11 protein-coding genes are annotated in these 17,765 nt (G+C 43.2%); 5 read left to right on the top strand and 6 right to left on the bottom strand.

The window, feature by feature from the left end; all coding sequences use genetic code 11:
• Positions 1 to 3: 3 nt before the first annotated feature.
• Entirely contained in the window at positions 4 to 1,353 is a 1,350-nt protein-coding gene (locus ACE38W_RS09285) for a M20/M25/M40 family metallo-hydrolase (protein WP_375830293.1), read from the bottom strand.
• An 89-nt stretch (positions 1,354 to 1,442) separates the two neighbouring features.
• Between ACE38W_RS09285 and ACE38W_RS09290 the strand changes: the two genes are divergently transcribed.
• Positions 1,443 to 2,933, top strand: a complete 1,491-nt coding sequence (locus tag ACE38W_RS09290; protein WP_375830294.1) for an ATP-binding cassette domain-containing protein — start codon at positions 1,443 to 1,445, stop codon at positions 2,931 to 2,933.
• A 44-nt stretch (positions 2,934 to 2,977) separates the two neighbouring features.
• Positions 2,978 to 8,557, top strand: a complete 5,580-nt coding sequence (locus ACE38W_RS09295) for an alpha-2-macroglobulin (protein WP_375830296.1) — start codon at positions 2,978 to 2,980, stop codon at positions 8,555 to 8,557.
• Between the two features lie 152 nt (positions 8,558 to 8,709).
• Here ACE38W_RS09295 and ACE38W_RS09300 read toward each other — a convergent pair whose 3' ends face one another.
• Complete coding sequence (locus tag ACE38W_RS09300) at positions 8,710 to 9,618, bottom strand: Abi family protein (protein WP_375830298.1); 909 nt, start codon at positions 9,616 to 9,618, stop codon at positions 8,710 to 8,712.
• Positions 9,619 to 10,088: 470 nt separating this feature from the next.
• Here ACE38W_RS09300 and pbpC point away from each other — a divergent pair, with 470 nt between their 5' ends.
• Complete coding sequence (gene pbpC, locus ACE38W_RS09305) at positions 10,089 to 12,485, top strand: penicillin-binding protein 1C (RefSeq protein WP_375830300.1); 2,397 nt, start codon at positions 10,089 to 10,091, stop codon at positions 12,483 to 12,485.
• 25 nt (positions 12,486 to 12,510) lie between these two features.
• Here the strand turns inward: pbpC and ACE38W_RS09310 are convergent, their stop codons facing one another.
• Genes ACE38W_RS09310 through ACE38W_RS09320 form a run of 3 tightly spaced genes read right to left on the bottom strand, consistent with a single transcriptional unit; the run spans position 12,511 to position 14,743 of the window.
• Positions 12,511 to 13,767, bottom strand: coding sequence for a replication-associated recombination protein A (locus tag ACE38W_RS09310; RefSeq protein WP_375830301.1), 1,257 nt, complete (start codon positions 13,765 to 13,767; stop codon positions 12,511 to 12,513).
• Positions 13,768 to 13,770: 3 nt separating this feature from the next.
• A complete protein-coding gene (locus tag ACE38W_RS09315; RefSeq protein WP_375830303.1) occupies positions 13,771 to 14,205 on the bottom strand; it encodes a group III truncated hemoglobin in 435 nt (144 codons plus the stop codon).
• Between the two features lie 10 nt (positions 14,206 to 14,215).
• Positions 14,216 to 14,743, bottom strand: a complete 528-nt coding sequence (locus ACE38W_RS09320) for a hypothetical protein (RefSeq protein WP_375830305.1) — start codon at positions 14,741 to 14,743, stop codon at positions 14,216 to 14,218.
• A gap of 157 nt (positions 14,744 to 14,900) precedes the next feature.
• Here ACE38W_RS09320 and ACE38W_RS09325 point away from each other — a divergent pair, with 157 nt between their 5' ends.
• Together ACE38W_RS09325 and ACE38W_RS09330 are read left to right on the top strand one after the other, a co-directional pair.
• Positions 14,901 to 16,955 carry a M13 family metallopeptidase gene (locus ACE38W_RS09325; protein ID WP_375830306.1) on the top strand — a complete coding sequence of 685 codons (2,055 nt, stop codon included), beginning with the start codon at positions 14,901 to 14,903 and terminating at the stop codon, positions 16,953 to 16,955.
• A 121-nt stretch (positions 16,956 to 17,076) separates the two neighbouring features.
• The gene (locus ACE38W_RS09330; RefSeq protein WP_375830308.1) at positions 17,077 to 17,355 is read left to right on the top strand and encodes a hypothetical protein; all 279 of its coding nucleotides are present in this window, start codon (positions 17,077 to 17,079) and stop codon (positions 17,353 to 17,355) included.
• Between the two features lie 63 nt (positions 17,356 to 17,418).
• Here ACE38W_RS09330 and ACE38W_RS09335 read toward each other — a convergent pair whose 3' ends face one another.
• On the bottom strand, positions 17,419 to 17,754 hold the full coding sequence (locus tag ACE38W_RS09335; protein WP_375830310.1) for a DHCW motif cupin fold protein: 336 nt from the start codon (positions 17,752 to 17,754) through the stop codon (positions 17,419 to 17,421).
• Between the last annotated feature and the right edge of the window lie 11 nt (positions 17,755 to 17,765).

A 17,765-nucleotide genomic window follows, 5' to 3' on the forward strand; every position in this document is an offset into this window, starting at 1 on the left:
TAATTACCTGCCAATACCAGGAAATACAGCCTGACTCTCTGCTCCATTTTCTCCTACTGCCTGCACTGCAAATAGGTAGTTATCCTTAGAATATGGAATTGTCAGCTCTGTAGCAGTGGTAAAAAATTTCTTCTGCCATACCGGACTACTGGTTTCACGCATCAGCACATAGTAACCTTTAGGCCGGCCTTGCTGCGATGCGGCCCAATACAGGCGACTGTAATTGGTCAGTTGTTTCACATCCAGTTTTACTTCCTGTGGTTTCGAAGGCGCTGTGGACAAACTGGCCAGCACAGCGAGATTCAAGGCCGTATTCTTACGCAGGTATTCGAAATCCATGAATTCAGGGAGGTCTCCATACTGAACACCTTTTTCCTTGCGAATGGTCTGATGCTGATGGTCAAAATTTTCGTACATATCTGTGATCCGCACAGCTGTCATACCACGTTTTACAAAAGGCGTATGATCACCGCCTCTAAGAAAACGATCGTTGCGATAAATCAACATTACGTTCAGGTTATCCACATATCTTTCTCCTGTTTCCTTAATGTAACGGGCCAGTTGTCGGGCATTTCCATCATTTTCCATACCTACCTGTTTGATGAAAGCCAGTTGCTTTTCATCTGCTGTGGCAGGAATACCTTCGGAGAAGACACGCACACGGGTATTATCATGCAGGTCTGTTTCACTGGAAGAATTCTGTCCGATCATATCGTTATTGAGCATAGCATCTACCTGCCAGTTTTCTTTGGCAGCCCTGTCTGCAAGATGATCAGAGCCTTGTAAGCCTTGCTCTTCGCCGCTTACCGCCACAAAAACGATGGTGGCAGGGTAAGGATGACGGCTCATCACGCGCACCATTTCTATCAGTGCAGCTACGCCGCTGCCATCATCGTTTGCACCGGGTGCATCAATAGTGCGGTCCATTACGTCGGTAGCGCGACTATCAAGATGTCCAGTAACGATGTATATACGCTTATCCAGGGGATCGGTGCCTTTTAAGGTAGCCATTACATTTCCCAGGTTTACCGGCACGTCAATACGTTTGCCATCAGCTGGCAGTGTGATGGTGTCCAGCTGCACAGATAAACGCCCTCCTGAAGCAGGGATATTGGATTTGAACTTTTCCAGCACCCAGTTCCTGGCGGCGCCGATGCCCTTCTTTTTATCAGTAGTGGAACTGAGGGTGTTGCGAGTGCCAAAGCTAACGAGTTGGTGGATATAACTTTCCAGGCTATCCGCGCGCACTTCGGCTACCATGCCGGCAATTACCGGCTCTCTCTGTACTATTTGTTGTGCATCTACATACATCCCTGCCCCCAATAAAAGTGGTAGGATCAATCTTTTCTTCATAAGCGAATCTTTGTCATAAAAATAATAGAAGCTTTGAATAATCCTGTTAATTTTACCCGCCAGACTAATCACTAAACAACAGTGCAATCATGGGAACCAGCATTAACCCGTTCCTCTCTCTGGAACATATAACTACAAGATATTTAGACAAAACACTTTTTGACGGCCTTTCCTGGGAAATTCAACCCAACGAACAATGGGCGATCACCGGCCCTAGTGGCTCAGGGAAAACTGCCTTGTTAAACACTATTCTAGGTAAGTTTAATATCATAAACGGCAGTATTCAATACTATTTTTATGAGGCCTGGCGTCAGGTGAATACCGTCACCGATCCTTATTTCAATTATCGTAACCTGATCGCATATGTAGGTCATCATCATACATTTAAAAATCTCTCTAATACCACTACTGATTTCTATTATCAGCAGCGCTTTAACAGCATGGACGCTGATAATTCTCCTACTGTACAGGAACACCTGGGCATTACGGAAATTCCAGTATTGCTAAGCGCTTTAAAAATACAGCCACTACTGGCTAAACGCCTTATTAAACTTTCAAATGGCGAAACCCGCAGAGTAATGATAGCAGCTGCTTTGCTCAAACGGCCACAGTTGCTCATGCTCGACAATCCCTATATCGGATTGGATGTACAAACCCGAAAGGATTTTACCAGCATGGTTAATGAAATCATTGCCAGTGGAACTACTGTGATATTATCCACATCTCCACAAGAAATTCCAGAACATATAACCCATGTGCTTACACTGGAGAATGGTAAGATTACTGGTAGATATACCAGGGAGGCATATTTACAGCTGCCGATAGCACAGGAAGCTGCGCCGGAATTACCTCAGCTCGAAGCGGGAAAAATTGCCGCTTTAGTTGCCAACAGACAAGAATTTGCATTTGAAGATATTATCCGCATGGAAAATATCAACATCAAATACGGTGAAAACGTTATCCTGAAAGATATTAACTGGACAGTAAAACAAAACGAGAAATGGGCGCTGCTTGGCCATAATGGCGCTGGTAAATCTACTTTGCTCAGTCTTGTTAATGGGGATAACCCACAAGCATATGCGAATAAACTCTGGCTATTTGACCGCAGAAGAGGAAGTGGAGAAAGTATATGGGATATCAAGAAAAAAATAGGCTTTGTATCGCCTGAATTACATCAGTATTTTGGTGCGAGAGATAATTCTTTACAAGTAGTATGTTCTGGTTTTTCAGACATCATTGGTAGCACCAAACCTGCTACAGAAGAGCAACGCAACATTGCACTAACGTGGATGGATATACTGGGAATCAACCAGTTTGCACACCAACCTTTCAAGCAAATACCGGAAAGCTCGCAACGCTTGACATTACTGGCTCGCGCGCTGGTAAAGAACCCACCACTGTTAATATTTGATGAACCTTGCCAGGGCCTTGACACCCAACAAAAACTACATTTTAAACAAGTTATTGAACAGCTATGTGAACATATGCCGGTAACAATGGTTTATGTAACACATTATGAAGAAGAACTACCGTCGGCAGTGAATAAATTCATCAGGCTGAGCAAGGGACAGGTAATATAGTTATATTCGCATCCAATAAAGTTAATCACCGTAATACTTTCCTAATGTTCCCAAAAATACGTTATGCCGTTCTGGCATCCTTATTTTGTGTAGCAGTGTTGTGGATGTTTAGCAGTTGTCATACTACTAAGCAGGACACAGCGAAATTTGATAAATATATCGAAGCATATACTGCCGGTATAATATCAAAACAGAGCGCCATCCGTGTACATCTTGCCGGACAAGCCAATGTAACACATACACAGAATGAGCCGCTAGATAAGCAGGTATTCGATTTTTCTCCTTCTATTAAAGGGAAAACATACTGGGTAGATGCCACTACTATTGAATTCCGACCTGATGAAAATCTGCAACCCGGAAAGCAGTACAAAGCCTCGTTTAAGCTGAGCAAAGTGATGGACGTACCAGCTGAACTCAAAACATTCGATTTTGATTTCAAGGTAATATCACCATCCTTTACAGTAGACCTGAACGGTCTTAAATCTGCTGATCAAAACTCTATGGACAAAATGGTTTTTACTGGCGTTGTCAACACCGCCGACGCTGAACAACCACAAGCCATCGAGAAGATAATGACTGCTAACTATCAGGGAAAGGCCTTGCCTATCACCTGGCAACACAGCCCTGCAGAACATCTCTCCAGGTTTACTGTGTCAAATATCCAACAGGGAAATTCGGCGAATACACTCACACTGAAATGGTCAGGCGCACCCTTAAATATCAGTAATGATGGTAAACAGGAGATAGAAGTGCCTGCTATTGGTGACTTTAAAGTACTGGATGTAAAAGCGATGTCAGATCCTGAGCAACACCTGCTGATTCAATTCTCTGACCCTATCAGCATGGCCCAATCACTGGAAGGATTAATTAGCATCAGCGGCCAATCTGACCTTCGTTACAGCATCGATGGCAGTGAGGTAAAAGTTTATGCACCTAACCGTCTGGAAGGTAATTACAGTGTAGTCATCAACGAGGGTATTCTCAATATCGTAGATAGAAAACTGGGAAAAACATATACTTCAAATGTCAATTTTGAGAACACGCTCCCTTCTGTAGAAATCCCTGGAAAAGGTGTGATACTGCCGGAAAGCAACAAAATGGTTATGCCTTTTGAAGCCGTGAACCTGAAGGCTGTAGATGTTACCATCATCAAAATTTATGAAAATAATATTCCACAATACCTGCAAAGAAACGACCTCAACGGATCAGAAGAAATTCGTCGTGTAGGTAAGCCCGTTGTAGAAAAAACCATTCGACTCGATAACGACAAATCAATAAATCTTCATAAAAAGAACAGGTTCTTCCTGGACCTGGATCAACTGATTCGTACAGAACCAGGCGCTATTTATCGTATCACCATTGGATTCAGAAGAGCCTATGCACTGGCTTCCTGCAAAGCAGCATCAGAGGATACACCTAAAACAAGTACCGGAGAAGTAGACTATTCAGATGAAGACGACTCTTACTATGGGGAAAAAATAGATGAAGACGATGAGTTCTGGCAGCGCTATGATAACTATTACCCTATGGGCTTCAACTGGAACGAGAAAGACGATCCTTGCACCAGCTCTTACTATAACCGGGACAAATGGGTTACCAGAAACGTTATCTCTTCCAATCTTGGCCTGACAGCGAAACGTGGTAACGATAACAGTATGCTCGTTGCCGTTACAGATATACGTGACACCAAACCTTTGATGGCGGTAGAACTGGAGCTCCTGGATTATCAGAATCAGGTAATATTTAAAACCAAAAGTGATGGCGATGGTCTGGCAACATTTGATCTGAAACGTAAGCCATACCTGCTTGTTGCGAAGAAAGGCACTGAACGTGGCTATCTCAAATTAGATGATGGTAGCAGCTTACCATTGAGCCGTTTTGATGTACAAGGAGAAGAAGTGCAGCAAGGAATTAAAGGCTTCCTCTATGGAGAACGTGGCGTTTGGCGTCCGGGAGATAGTATTTATCTGACCTTTATTTTAGAAGATAAAGAGAAGAAATTACCTGCAGACATGCCGGTAACTATGGAGCTCTATAACCCTAAAGGGCAGCTTTATAAGCGGATTAATTCCAATACCAGCCTGAATGGCTTCTATAGCTTTGCTACAGCCACACAGCCTGATGATATCACCGGTAGCTGGCTGGCAAAAGTAAAAGTAGGCGGCGCCACATTTACCAAAAATGTACGTGTAGAAACAGTGAAACCTAATCGCCTGAAAATAAAAATGGACTTTGGTAGCAGCAACTCCTTGTCTAAATCAGGCTCTCCGGGCACCCTATCCGCTATGTGGCTGTTTGGCGCCACCGCCCAGCATCTCAAAGCGAAGGTGGATGTTTCCTTATCACAACAAAAAACTAGCTTCAAAGGCTTTACAGACTTCAGCTTCGATGATCCTGTTACTAAGTTTGAAGCAGAAAATAAAACCATTTTCGAAGGCGCCCTTAGCGAAAATGGTACAGCGCCAATCAACGCTAACATACAACTGGGTAAGCCAGCTCCTGGCCAGCTGAAAGCCAACTTCGAAGTAAAAGTATTTGAGCCGGGCGGAGATTTTAGTATCGATAATTTCTCCATGCCATACAATCCATATACTTCTTATGCAGGTCTGCGTATACCTCAGGGCGATAGAACAACCGGTATGCTGCTGACAGATGAGGCACATGCTGTTGACCTGGTAGATGTAGATGATAAAGGTAATTACACCGGAGGCAGCAGAGATGTACAGGTAGAACTCTACAAAATCCGCTGGAGATGGTGGTGGGACGGTGGAGATGACGACGATTACTCCAACTTTACACAGGATAGCTATAACCAGCTAATCTCTAAAGAAACCGTTACCCTGCAGAATGGTAAAGGCAAATGGAACCTTCGTGTCAACTCACCAGAATGGGGCAGGTACCTGATTCGTGTAAAAGACTTGCAGAGCGGCCATACCGCAGGTAAAGCCGTGTATATCGACTACCCGGGATGGGCAGAACGCGTGCAGAAAGAAAACCCTGCAGAAGCGTCAATGTTGGTATTTACTTCCAATAAAACCACTTATAAAACCGGAGAGGAAATCACACTCACCATTCCTAGCAGTGAAGGTGGACGCGGCCTCATAAGCATTGAATCCGGAAGTAAAGTATTACAAACCGCCTGGATTACTACCCAGAAAGGTCAGACAACCTATAAATTCAAGGCTGCCAAAAATATGGCGCCGAATATATACGTGAACGTTAGTTTGCTGCAACCGCATGCACAAACAATCAACGACCTTCCGATACGTATGTACGGAACCATTCCTATCATCGTAGAAGATCCTGAAACTATCCTCAAGCCTGTTATCAACATGCCTGACAAGCTGAAACCAGAATCAGATGCCAGCATCACCGTAAGTGAAGCCAGTGGTAAGGCCATGACCTATACCATCGCCATTGTAGATGAAGGCTTGTTAGATCTCACCAGATTCAAAACACCTGATCCACATAGCTCCTTCTATGCGCGTGAAGCACTGGGCGTGAAAACCTGGGACCTCTTCGACTATGTAATCGGTGCATGGGGGGTGGATATGGACCGTATCCTTAGCATCGGTGGTGACGAAGGCCTCAACAGAAATGCAGGCGCAGCTAAAGCAAACCGCTTTAAACCTGTAGTGAAATATATGGGACCATTCTACCTGAAATCAGGTCAGAAACAAACGCATAACTTCAAACTACCTCCTTACATCGGTTCCGTAAAAGCAATGGTAGTAGCAGGACAAGATGGCGCCTATGGTCAGGCAGAAAAAGAAGTGGCTGTGAAGAAACCTCTCATGCTGCTGACTTCTGCCCCTCGCGTGTTAGGACCATCAGAAACAATGCAGCTGCCAGTAACGGTATTTGGACTGGAACCTACAGTACGCAGTGCCACCGTTACCTTAAATACCAACGCATTGCTGGAAATTGTAGGCGATCGCACCAAGACGGTAAACTTCCCTGTTCCTGGTGAACAGATCGTTTATTTCGATGTAAAAGTGAAACCACAGACAGGCGTTGCGAAAATCAAAGTAACGGCTGTTAGTGGCCGCGAAGCTGCAGAAGATAATGTAGAATTACAAGTACGAAATCCAAATCCATTCGTTACTAACGTTAGCGAATATACGCTCGAAGCAGTAAAAGGCTGGAGCACAAATTATACACCTGTAGGCATGGCCGGCACCAATACCGGTGTGTTAGAGGTGAGTACTATTCCTAGTCTCAACCTCGGCAAACGCCTGCAATGGCTGATAGGTTATCCACATGGTTGTATAGAGCAAACCACTTCCGGTGTATTCCCGCAACTGGTATTGAATCAGCTGATGGACCTGAAAGACAGTCAGGTTGCAGAAATAGATCGTAACGTAAAAGCGGGTATCAATAAACTGCGATCCTTCCAGACCTCCGATGGTGGCTTCGCCTACTGGCCAGGAGAGCCTAAATCAGATGAGTGGGGTACCAACTATGGTGGTCACTTCCTGGTGGAAGCACAGGCACGTGGCTATTCTATTCCTGCGGGATTACTGGATGGCTGGAAGAAATACCAGAAAAACAAGGCTAATACATGGGCGCCGAATACTACCAATTTCTATGGTGGGGATCTCACACAAGCATATCGCTTGTATCTGTTAGCATTGGCTAAAGTACCTGAACTAGGCGCAATGAACAGGCTGAAAGAATTCAAATACATTTCTGTTCCTGCAAAATGGCGACTGGCAGCAGCATATAAACTGGCAGGTCAACCTGAGGTTGCGAACAGTCTGACGCAAGGCCTGGGCACAGAGGTAAAAGCTTATAATCAGCTGGGAGGCACCTTTGGTTCCGATCTGAGGGATAAGGCAATGATCCTGGAAACAGAAGCGGTGTTAGGTCAGAACAACAGAGCTACCGCACTGGTGAAAGAAATTGCAGCCAACCTGGCACAAGATAATATGTGGTATAGCACACAGACAACTGCCTACGCACTGATTGCAATCGCTAAGTATTGTGGTGTGAATAAAGGTAGTAGCAAAATGAACTTCAGTTATACCATCAACGGTGCAAAAGGTACGGTAAACAGCAATTCCTTTGTATCACAGATTCCATTAACTGCAAATAACGCTGGTAGCATTACCATCAACAATAATGGTAATAACCTGTTATACATCCGCGTTATCCTCCGTGGACAACCGGAAGCGGGTCAGGAGCCTGTTGCTACCAACAATCCTGATATCCTTGGAATGCAGGTACAATATCTCACCAGAGAAGGGCATCCTATCGATCCTACGAAGCTCAAACAAGGAGAAGACTTTGTTGCTTCAGTAACGATCCACAACCCAGGTAAGCGCGGCTATTACGAACAGATGGCGCTTTCGCAGGTATTCCCTTCAGGATGGGAAATCCTGAATACCCGTCTGATGGGCAATGATAGTGTTAATCGCTCTTCACCAGCTACGTATATGGATATACGTGATGACAGGGTATATACTTACTTCAATATAGAAGAAAATAAAACACGCACTTATAATGTATTGCTGAATGCAGCCTACCTTGGAAGGTTCTATCTGCCAGCAACAACTACAGAGGCAATGTATGACAATACCATTCATGCATTTGCACCAGGTAAGTGGGTAGAAGTGACGAAGTAGGAAATTAAGGAATATAATGAAGAAGGCCGTCTCTACTTTGTAAAGACGGCCTTCTTCATTAACCATAAAAATAAATGTTGGTTCTCTGATTTCCCTAAAAGTTTTTTTATCTACCGACACTCACATGCAATGGTGTTTTGAAGCTGGTTAAATTATTTCCAAAGGTCTTCATTTTCCCAGCCAGGCATGAAGCCCATTCTGCTAAGAGAAACTGATGGGTATTTTTCAATCAATGCTTTTACCTCTTTGCTGAATCGATTATTTGGAGCACACCGATCTAATATATATTTAACCACGCATATTTGAAAATACAATTGTTCTTTTAGAACACCAGTTGGATATTTTTTTATCCACGGAAACATACTTTTGATTAACTCTTTCGGTGGATAGTTAAATTTCCGGTAGCAAATTCTGCTATGATGAGCACAATAATTACGCATCACAGAAATAACTAGCATCCAGCTTTCCAGCCATGTATAAGTTGGCAGACCATATGCTTTAGCTATTAGTTTTTTCTCAGGTAAGTTGTTCCGTATATTACTGTAAACCTTGGAGAGTGTCCCAAAACTTAACACCTGCATAGTTTTCCAAGCAGGTGGATATTCATCTTTACCATACTTTCTGTTATGGTGAATTATGAAATCCTCAGCAGACCTTGCCAACTCATTATCTATTGTCAATAAATTTTCAGTAAAAAGTGTTTCTTTTTCAGAACAACTGAGATTACTGTACCAGGCAAAACCATGGTTGGCGCACATTGTATTGACAATTACAGCACGCAAAGAAACCTCCACTCGTTCAATTGCATCAGTTAACAATAGTCGCAGCTCACGATCAAAATTGTACAACTCAATTATTTTGTCAAATGATGAATTCGGGGTAAAAATGTGATTGATGCGATCATCTTGCATAAATTGCCAGTAGCCAGCTAATCTATAATACCCGACAAAGGTCAAATAATGTTCTGCAGATGTAGTATCGTTGATGATAAGCCCCCGTTGGCTCAGAAGAGATAACTGCTCATCTATTGAGGTTATTGGTTTTTCAAACGAGATAGGCATAAAAAAAAGCCTCGCCGTGGGACGCTGATCTTAATGGGTAGCGTGGCGAGTTCTGTTAATTCAAAAATAGTTTAAAATATTTTACCGACCAAATCCATTTTATACGAAATCATAGTGCTCACCAAGCTATTTTTTTACAGTATAAATGAACTTTCTATAAAGACAAACTGATGATAAAAATGATAATATTATTCACCAAAAAAAATGCTATCAATAACCAATCGCAGTTCGTCAAAACCCTTTACCCATCATCATAACATGAAAAATAACAATCATAACAAATCAAAATAATCATAGATCTCATTTTATGGTTAAACAAGAAAAACAGTTATATAAATGAAGATGCTTATTTAGATCAATGCATGCAATTTATATCGCAATTCACTACCATCATTGTTCATTTTCATTCAGCAATTTCTCCCAAATCATGATAATGAACAGATCACAAAATGTACTATCATTGTACTCTCATGACCCTGGATAAAATAAAAACCTGGAGTAAAAAAAGAAAGTGGTGGCTTATCGCCGGCACTATCATGCTCATTGCATACTATTGCTGCTTGCCCCGCCAACTATTTACCAGCCCTACCTCATTTGTGTTGGAAGATAGTAACGGTGACCTACTGAATGCGACCATCGCCACAGATGGACAATGGCGCTTTCCATACACTGAACATGTACCTGATAAATTCGCAAAATGTATTATCGCCTATGAAGATAAACGCTTCCGATACCACTGGGGCGTAGACCCCATTGCTATGGCTCGCGCTATCAAACAAAATCTAGGCGGACATAAAGTTGTCAGCGGCGGTAGCACCCTGACAATGCAGGTTATTCGTATTGCACGCAATAAACCGCGTACCATCTGGCAAAAAATGATAGAAGCAGTATTAGCTACCAGATTAGAATTCGCCGCATCTAAAAAGAAAATCATTGCGTTGTACGCCGCCAACGCCCCCTTCGGCGGAAATGTCGTAGGTCTCGAAGCCGCCTCCTGGCGCTATTACGGACGAAAAGCAGAACAGCTCTCCTGGGGAGAAATGGCCGCCCTGGCCGTATTGCCTAATAGCCCAGCCCTTGTACATCCTGGTCGAAATAGACAAACGTTAATGACTAAACGTAATCAGCTGTTGCAAAAACTCTGGCAAAATAAAACAATCGATAAAAGTACTTACGAGCTTGCCAAGCTGGAACCCTTGCCAGATCAGCCGCTTCCGTTACCGCAATACGCGCCGCATTTACTCGATCGATTTCGCAGTGATTATCAACAACAAAAACAATCCGGCGAAACACGTATTAAAAGCACACTGGATGCATCGTTACAACGAAATGTAACGGACATAGCTACACGTTACCATGCCACCTATAAAGCAAATGGCATCAATAACGCCGCTGTCTTAGTACTGGATGTAGAAACAGGCAACGCACTGGCTTACGTAGGTAATATCTACAACCCAGCTGATTCAGAATTGGAAAGTCACGTAGATATAATACAAGCAAGAAGGTCCCCGGGCAGTACGCTCAAACCCGTATTGTACGCAGCTATGCTGCATGATGGATTAATTCTCCCTCATACGCTGATACCAGACATCCCAACACAAATCGCAGGCTATTCGCCGCAAAACTTCGACCTGGGCTATGATGGCGCAGTACCAGCCTCGCGAGCGCTCGCAAGGTCGCTGAATATCCCCGCAGTAAGAATGTTGCAGATATACCGCTACGAACGTTTCCATACACTACTGAAACAAATGGGTATCACCACACTCAACAAACCTTCTGACCACTATGGTCTGTCGATGATACTAGGTGGTGGTGAAACAACGCTTTGGGAAATGTGTGGCATGTACGCCAGCATGGCCCGTCTGCTGCTGCATGTACAGCAATACGAAGGAAAATATGACATGGATGATATTCATCCTCCCAACTATAAACAGGAAGCTGCTCAGCCTTCCGAATACGGTCTTAGTAAAAACACACCACTGGACGCTGCCTCCATTTGGTGGACCTTTGAAGCCATGACAGAAGTCATGCGACCAGGTGAAGAATTATTATGGCAACAATTCTCTTCCACACAGCGCGTTGCCTGGAAAACTGGTACCAGCTTCGGTTTCAGAGATGGATGGGCCATAGGTGTAACGCCACAATACGTAGTTGGTGTATGGGTTGGTAATGCAGATGGCGAAGGCCGCCCAGGATTGATAGGAGTGCAAACTGCAGCACCCATACTTTTCGATGTATTCCGCCAATTACGCACCAGCGGCTGGTTTGAAGAACCTGCAAACCTAATGAAGAAAGTGGAAGTCTGCCGCAAAAGCGGCTACCGGGCCTCTGAACTCTGTGAAGATAAAGACTCCATACTCGTTCCTGCCGCAGGTATCCGCGCAGGCGTATGTCCTTATCATCAACTGGTACACCTCGATAGAACAGGCAAATACCGTGTAACTGAAGCCTGTGAATCACCACAGTATATGCTGCATAAATCGTGGTTTATTCTGCCACCTTCACAGGAATATTATTATAGAAGTAAAAACTATTACGAAGCATTACCACCTTACAAACCTGATTGTCTCGCCTCATTAGGACAAGAAAAAGCGCCTATGGAACTGATATATCCTCGGCCTAATGCGCGTATATTCGTTCCCGTTGAAATTGATGGCACCGCAGGACAAGCTATCTTTACTGCTACTCATAGGAATACCGCCGCTAAAATATTCTGGACGTTGGACAATGATTTTATCGGCTCCACCGTTGAGTTTCATCAAATGGCACTACACCCGAAACCAGGTAAACATACTATTACATTAGTAGATGAAAACGGAGAAAGGATTTCCTGCGATTTTACTGTTCTTGATAAAAACAGGGATTGATGATTATCCAATTTCTGCGAAGTCATTAATAATTGTATTTATCTTTCCAAAGCTGCTTGAGATATCTTCTCAATTCATCTTCCCTGGGGTTTTTCCCGGGATCATAGAAAGTTGTTCCTTTGATCTCTTCAGGTAAAAATTCCTGCATCACAAAATTATTTTCATAATCATGTGCATAAGCATATCCTTTATTATACCCCATCTCTTTCATCAATTTCGTAGGGGCGTTCCTGATATGCATCGGCACCGGCAGATCACCGGTTTTCGCCACTACTGATTGCGCCATGTTTATGGCCATATACGCAGCATTGCTCTTCGCCGAAGAAGCAAGATAAGTCACGCATTGCGACAAAATAATCCTCGACTCCGGATAACCTATCAGGTTCACCGCCTGGAAACAATTCGTAGCCAGCAGTAAAGCATTCGGATTAGCATTACCAATATCTTCTGAAGCAAGTATTACCAGTCTACGCGCAATAAATTTTACATCCTCGCCACCATCAATCATACGCGCCAGGTAGTAAACAGCAGCATTAGGATCACTACCACGAATAGATTTGATAAAAGCAGAGATAATATCATAATGTTGTTCTCCACTCTTATCGTAAATGGCTACACGCTGCTGTGCGATGTCCATTACCTGCGCATCGGTGATAACGATAGGATCTGTTTGGATAGTGCCTACTACCAACTCAAATAAATTGAGCAGCTTGCGGGCATCACCACCAGAAATATTAAATAAGGCTGTTGTTTCCTTTAATTCAATTTTTTTAGACTGTAGCCATTTGTCCTTTTCCATGGCTTGTTTCAGCAATTGCATCAGCTGATCCTGCCCTAATGGTTTGAGCACATATACCTGGCTTCTGGATAACACCGCCGCATTTACTTCGAAAGAAGGATTTTCGGTGGTAGCACCTATCAGGGTGATAATCCCTTTCTCTACAGCACCCAGTAAGGCATCCTGCTGCGACTTATTAAAACGATGTATTTCATCTATAAACAGCACCGCATGTTGTTGACGACGGGCTATTTCTATAACTTCTCTAACTTCTTTAACACCTGCAGAAATAGCACTCAGCGTATAGAAAGGGACATTGAGTGTATGTGCGATAATATTAGCGATGGTTGTTTTACCAACGCCGGGAGGCCCCCATAAAATCATAGATGGAATTCTTCCCTGTTCAATGGCCTTACGGAGAATACTATCTTTTCCTGTCAGGTGTTCCTGCCCGATCAGCTCATCTAATGTAGCTGGTCGTAGGCGCTCTGCCAGTGGTTGCATATTCTATTCTTTTTGTTTGCCCGGGTTAACGAGCGGTATTTTTGTCTTATCCTGTTCAGGATGATTGATGGAATTCATCTTAAAATTCATGATCTCACTAATAGACCTGGCGCGTGTAATCGCCAGCTCAGCTATTTCTCCACTAAACAAATCATTAACGGTACCTTCAAACAATAGCAGCCAACGCTGAAAATGCGGCGTCTCTAATGGTACCAACTTGTTAATCCTGAAGTGAGGTTGCATGGCGTTGCCCTTATAAGTACCTTCCAGCAATAAGCTCTCCCAGAAATCATACATGATAGGAAGATGTACTGGCCAGTCTACTTTAACAACGTCATTAAAGATATACCCGATCATATCATCTTTTCTCGCGCTGTCATAAAAACTATTCACCAACAGCTCAATATCTTCGCGGGTTTTAATGTCGTGTTTTTCCATCGCATATTATTTATAGCATCAGGTTATCATCATCCGGATGGAAATGATCAGTCGCGTCCTGCTGTTCCTTGTACTTTTTCAGGAATCGGAAAGATAGGATCGCATTGGTGATAAAGATGATGCTTGCCAACAGGAAAAATTTAAATACACCATTTAAACCACCTTCTTTAACTACCTGCTGCTGATCTTCCGGCATGTTGCTCTTATCCATCGCCTCTTGCAATAATGCAGGACTGGCAGTCAGATAGGAAATCACGCTGATCGCAGTTATGATAGAGAAGATAATCATGATACTTCCCATGATACGAATCCCACCAGGTGTATTCTCTTTCAGATGTGCCTGTGGAATCAACATACTTCGTTGAAGATATAACGATAAAATACTATGTATCAAACATGCACCAATTACCATTAATGCGATGATGAACGGTAAAGCACCAGTCATCAGTACAGCTCCGAGCATTACAAAAGCGAAAAAGCTGGAGATAATCAGGACGATAATCGTCAATATCCTGTATAATCTAAACTCAAAAGTCATGGGTTTTCCTTTTTACCAGTTACAAACCTACCTAATAAATCAGAATTTTCCGGTTTTTAGGTAGATCTGGGAGATTTAGCGAAGTTTGCCGCTTATACAATTGGAATTGTGTAAGATGATGTCTTTTCTATAACTTTAGTTAAAACCTGATTATAATATGAGTAAAACCAATTCGGTAAAGTTACCGTTGCTGGCTGCTGTAATTGCATTCTCAGCATGTAACTCCGGCAACTCCACTCAAAAAAATGCCGACACCACGAAGGTTCCCGCCTTCAACATGGCAGATATTGACAGCACCTTTAAACCCTGCGGAGATTTCGACAACTACGTTAATGGAAACTGGAAAAAACATAATCCCGTTCCTTCTACAGAAAGCCGCTGGGGCGCCTTCAATATCCTCGATAAAGAAAATAAAGAAGTTCGCCTGAAAGGTATCATCGCCGAAATCAGTAGCAAAAAAGACCTCAAAAAAGGTACTGAAGAACAGCAAATCGCTGACTACTATGCTTCTTTCCTCGATACTGCTACCATCGAAAAACGCGGTATCACCCCATTACAACCTTACCTTGATCAAATTAATGGCATCAAAACCCTTGCCGACTGGGCTAATGTAACTGGTGAACTCCAAAGAATTGGTATCTCTACCTTTACTGGATTCGGCGTGGATGCTGATGCTAAAGACAGCAAAATGAACGTACTTTACCAAGGACAGGATGGTCTGTCTCTCGGTGAAAAAAGTTATTACGAAAGACAAGACTCCGCTACTAAAAACGTTCGCGACGAGTTCGTAAAACATATCGATAAAATGTTTACCCTGGCTGGTTTCACAGAAGCTAACCCTGGTAAAACTATCCTCGATTTCGAAACTAAACTTGCAAAAGCACAGCTCTCCAATGTAGAACTGCGCGACCCGGTTAAAACATACAACCGCGCTGCTTACGGTGAACTAAAAAAATTGGCTCCAGATTTCGACTGGGACGGTTTCACCCAAAAGCAAGATATCAAATCTGATACCCTCATCATCCAGAATAAAGGCTACCTGACTGCTGCTAATGGCATCCTGAAAGCTACGCCACTGGACGTGCTGAAAACTTACACCAAATGGCAACTCCTGACCCGCTTCGCTGGTTACCTGCCTAAAGGCATCGATGAAGAAAACTTCCATTTCTTCGGTACCGTTTTAACTGGTAAAAAAGCACAGAAAACCCGCGCTGAACGCTCTATCCGTTCTACAGATGGTACTCTCGGTATGCCACTGGGTAAACTGTTCGCTAAGAAATACTTCCCGGAAACTTCTAAAAAGAAAGTTTCTGAAATGATCGAAAACGTTCGTAAAGTATACGGAGAAAGAATCGATAAACTCACCTGGATGAGCGATTCTACCAAAGCCATGGCGCATAAAAAACTGGCATCCTTTACCTACAAAATCGGTTATCCTGATAAATGGAAAGACTATTCTTCCATCGATATTCAGAAAGATAAACTCATTGAAAACGCTATCTCTGCAGTACTTTATCACCATAAAGAAGATGTAGCGAAAATCGGTAAACCGGTAGATAAGTCTGAGTGGGGTATGACTCCTCAAACAGTGAACGCATACTACAACCCGCTGAACAACGAAGTAGTATTCCCTGCAGGTATCCTCCAGCCTCCTTTCTACAATGCTGATGCAGACGATGCTATCAACTACGGTGGTATCATCGCAGTTATCGGACACGAATTCACCCACGGCTTCGATGACCAGGGTTCTCAGTTCGATGCAGATGGTAACCTGAAAAACTGGTGGACTAAATCTGACCGCGAAAACTTCGATAAACTGACCAAACGTTATATCGAATACTTTAGCAACATCGAAGCACTGCCTGGCTTCAAAATCAATGGCGCACTCACTATCGGTGAAAACGTAGCCGATCTCGGTGGTCTGACACTCGCTTACCATGCACTGGAAAAATCTTTCGAAGGTAAAGAACAACCAAAACCTATCGACGGATTTACCTGGCAGCAACGTTTCTTCCTGGGTTGGGCACAAGTATGGCACGGTAACATCACCGATGCTGCTCTCCGCAACCAGATCCAGACAGATCCTCATTCCCCTGCAAGATGGCGTATCAACGGCCCACTGCCTCACCTGGTTGAATTCCAGCAGGCTTGGAGCTGCTCCGATTCTAGCAAAATGGTATTACCAGCAGACAAACGTGTAGTTATCTGGTAATATATTAATGATATACCTTCTCTTAAAAAGAGAACAAAAAGAAATCCCCTCGACGTTAATCGAGGGGATTTCGCTTTAAATGACCGACCTTTGCGTCTTCAGTTTATAAAAATTATCAGATATGAAATATGTTCTCGTAGCAGCGGCTTTGTTCATCATCTCCTGTGGTCAACAATCCAAACCAGCACAATCCGATAGTAAAAACGCCACCACACAGGAAGCAGCACCTGTTGCAGCTGCATCAGATAAACTCCCTGATCCTGTTTGTGAAATGCCTTACGATACCAGCTACCATGAATGGACCGTTTATAAAAACGATACTATTCATTTCTGCTCCACTACCTGTAAAGAAGTTTTCCTGAAAAATCCGGAAAAACAAATGGCTAAACTGGGAAAATAATCTTCCTATATATTAATATATTAACTGCCGGCAGCGGCTATACTGATATCCGCTGCCAGTCAGTTATTGCAGAAAATCTCCGTCAACAATCAATAACTTAACCCCAGATTCCGTACTGGAACGATGATTACTCATATCATCAGATACTACATAAGTCATTCCCTGGTTCAATACAAACTGCTCCCCATTATCTAACTCACTGATAAAACTGCCTTCCAGGCAATGCACTATATGCCCTTTTTTACACCAATGATCGGCGAGATAGCCAGGAGAATAAGTTACAATGCGTACGCGTAGACCAGGCAATTGGAGCGTTTGCCATAAGGCATTACCGGTAATACCGGGATGGGTGGTGGGATTAACTGTATTCCAGTCAATACACTGAAAAGGATGTTTCATAGGGTTAAAAT

It is taken from the genome of Chitinophaga sp. Hz27, from assembly GCF_042263525.1.
Classification (GTDB): Bacteria; Bacteroidota; Bacteroidia; order Chitinophagales; family Chitinophagaceae; genus Chitinophaga.